We start from the raw sequence: 2,353 nt of genomic DNA, 5'->3' as shown, positions 1-2,353 counted from the left end.
CGGCCTTTCTGTATTTTCACGCAATGTGACGCAAGGCACGCCTAAGGCGGTGGTCTCTTCCTGCAGTCCGCCGGAATCGGTCAAAACCACTCTCGCCCCACGCATCAATCCCAACATTTCCAAATAGCTTACCGGGGGCAAGAGCGAAACGTTCTCGGACGACAAGAAGCCAAGTAAACCAGCGTCGGCAATTTTTTGCTGCGTCCTAGGATGCACAGGGAAAACCACGGGAAGCCTCTTACTGACTTCGCTCACGGTTTGTATCAAACGCGTCAACGTATCCGGCTCGTCGACGTTGGAGGGACGGTGCAACGTGAGCAATGCGTAACCTTCTTCCCTTATCGACAGTGAGCTTCCGTGGGTCGCCAGCGTCACATCGGGTTTCACGGCTTGTTGACAATTCGCTAACAGCGTATCGATCATTACGTTGCCGACAAAGCAAACCCGGCTTTCGTCGACGCCCTCGCGCCGCAAATTTTGGAGAGCGTCACGTTCGGTCGTAAACAGCAAGTCTGATATCTGATCGGTCAAAACTCGATTAATTTCTTCCGGCATATCCCGATCGAAACTTCTCAGCCCAGCCTCCACATGTATCAAAGGAATATTTTTCTTAACCGCAACCAGCCCACATGCAATCGTCGAGTTAACGTCACCGACCACCAACACCGCAAAAGGCGCCACCTCATCCAACACCGGCTCAAATCTGAGCATCGTATTCGCGGTTTGTACCGCGTGACTGCCCGATCCGACCCCCAAATCCCGATCAGGCTCAGGAATCCCCAATTGTTGAAAAAACGTGTCTTTCATCGCTTGATCGTAGTGCTGCCCGGTGTGCACCAGATAAGGGACTATCGGCTGACCGACCGCGTTCAAAGCTTTGATAATTGGCGCCATTTTCATAAAGTTTGGGCGCGCGCCAACAACGCAAACAAGCACATTCGATTTCATGAATTATTCCGAGCTTGAGGAGTCGTCGTAGACCGGATCCATATCCAGTTGTAGCAAAATCGCTTTCCTAAGCAAGGCCCTCTCCTTGTTAATCGTACCGCGAAGACCTGCAACCAAATTTTCCAACCGCTCTATTCGCGCTTCCAAATCCAGATCTTCGGTGTTGTTAGAACGAATCACACGCGAAGGCAAATCGTCTGGACGCGGCTCGTCGCCACCTTCCAATAACATTTCTTCCTTGACCTCAACGATAACCTTGTTAACCGACTGTTCGTCGATTAGACCGAGCTCTTCCAAATAACCGAAAAGCATCAATCGATCACACAAAGTGTTAATTCGACGTGGAATCCCCGCAGTGAATTGATGGATAGCCTCAAAAACACCGACTCCAAATTCCGGCTTACCTTGCCACCCAGCGGTTTGCAACCTAAACAAAATGTATTCTCTGGTCTCCTCGACATCTAGGGGGTCGAGTTGAAACGTGGAAACAATGCGCTGCTTAAGCTGCTCCATATCGGCGGAATATATGGTGCGTTTCAATTCAGTCTGGCCTATCAAAAACACCTGAAAAACAGGATGACCGTTTACATCTAAATTTGTCAGCATCCTAAGCTCTTCGAGAGATTGCTTAGGCAAATTTTGCGCTTCGTCAACGATCAGCAAAAGACGCCGTCCTTCACGCGCCTTTTCGACGATAAAACGCTCAAAACCGGTCAACAAGCTAGCCTTATCGCTTAACGTAAACTTGAAGCCAAACGTCGATGCCGCCATGCGCAAAGTATCTTCGGGTCCAACCTGAGAGGTCATCATTACCCCGATAAGCAATTTGTCTTTGTTCAGATTCTTGATCAAGCTCTTGACCAGCATTGTTTTGCCGGTACCAGGCGACCCAATCACAAGAACAAACCCCTCGCCTTGAGTCAGCCCATAATGCATGTATGCCAGCGCTCGCTTATGAACTGTACTTTGAAAAAAAAAGTCCGGATCCGCGCTTAATTGAAAAGGCTTTTGGTTAAGGTTGTAAAATCCGTCGTACATATCAAATAGGCAAATTAAAAGCGCACTGCAAAATTAGCGGTTGCTCGATTTTCAGAAAAATCAAACCCTGAGGAGTTATCGGAACTCTGATTGATATGCCTAAACTCCAGCTTTGTGTTCATTAACAGAGGGCGCCCTAAATTGATGGGAATCGAACGCGTAAGCCCCATCGCGACGTCATAGCGCGTGCTGCTTACGGTTGAGCCATTCGAATGTTGCCAAGAAGGTTGGAGATAAAAATTTAAACGAGATGCAAAGTTCCATTGCCACCCTCCGGAAACTCCAAACGCAGTATCTTCGCCCGCCCGAAGTTCGTAACTACGCCTTTCATTGAAAGCCGTGGCATTGAACTCACTTTTACCCGTCC

Annotated in this window: 2 protein-coding genes and 1 pseudogene; all 3 read right to left on the bottom strand. The window is 48.8% G+C overall.

The features are described 5' to 3' along the window. The coding region (wecB, locus tag AC3B8H_RS20455) for a non-hydrolyzing UDP-N-acetylglucosamine 2-epimerase (RefSeq protein ID WP_488443361.1) at positions 1–948 on the bottom strand (948 nt) is incomplete at its 3' end. Positions 949–951: 3 nt separating this feature from the next. After that, the gene (locus AC3B8H_RS20450) at positions 952–1,986 is read right to left on the bottom strand and encodes an XrtA/PEP-CTERM system-associated ATPase (RefSeq protein ID WP_488443360.1); all 1,035 of its coding nucleotides are present in this window, start codon (positions 1,984–1,986) and stop codon (positions 952–954) included. A gap of 14 nt (positions 1,987–2,000) precedes the next feature. Beyond that, positions 2,001–2,353: pseudogene (locus tag AC3B8H_RS20445) on the bottom strand (TIGR03016 family PEP-CTERM system-associated outer membrane protein); the annotation flags it as partial.

It is taken from the genome of Methylomonas sp. BG-2, from assembly GCF_057766305.1.
Note: the sequence above shows the minus strand (reverse complement) of the source record. Positions and strands in the feature narration are given on the sequence as shown.

Excerpts from the sequence above, each read along its gene's own strand:
- AC3B8H_RS20450 (WP_488443360.1), bottom strand. The coding sequence starts at position 1,986 with ATGTACGACGGATTTTACAACCTTAACCAAAAGCCTTTTCAATTAAGC.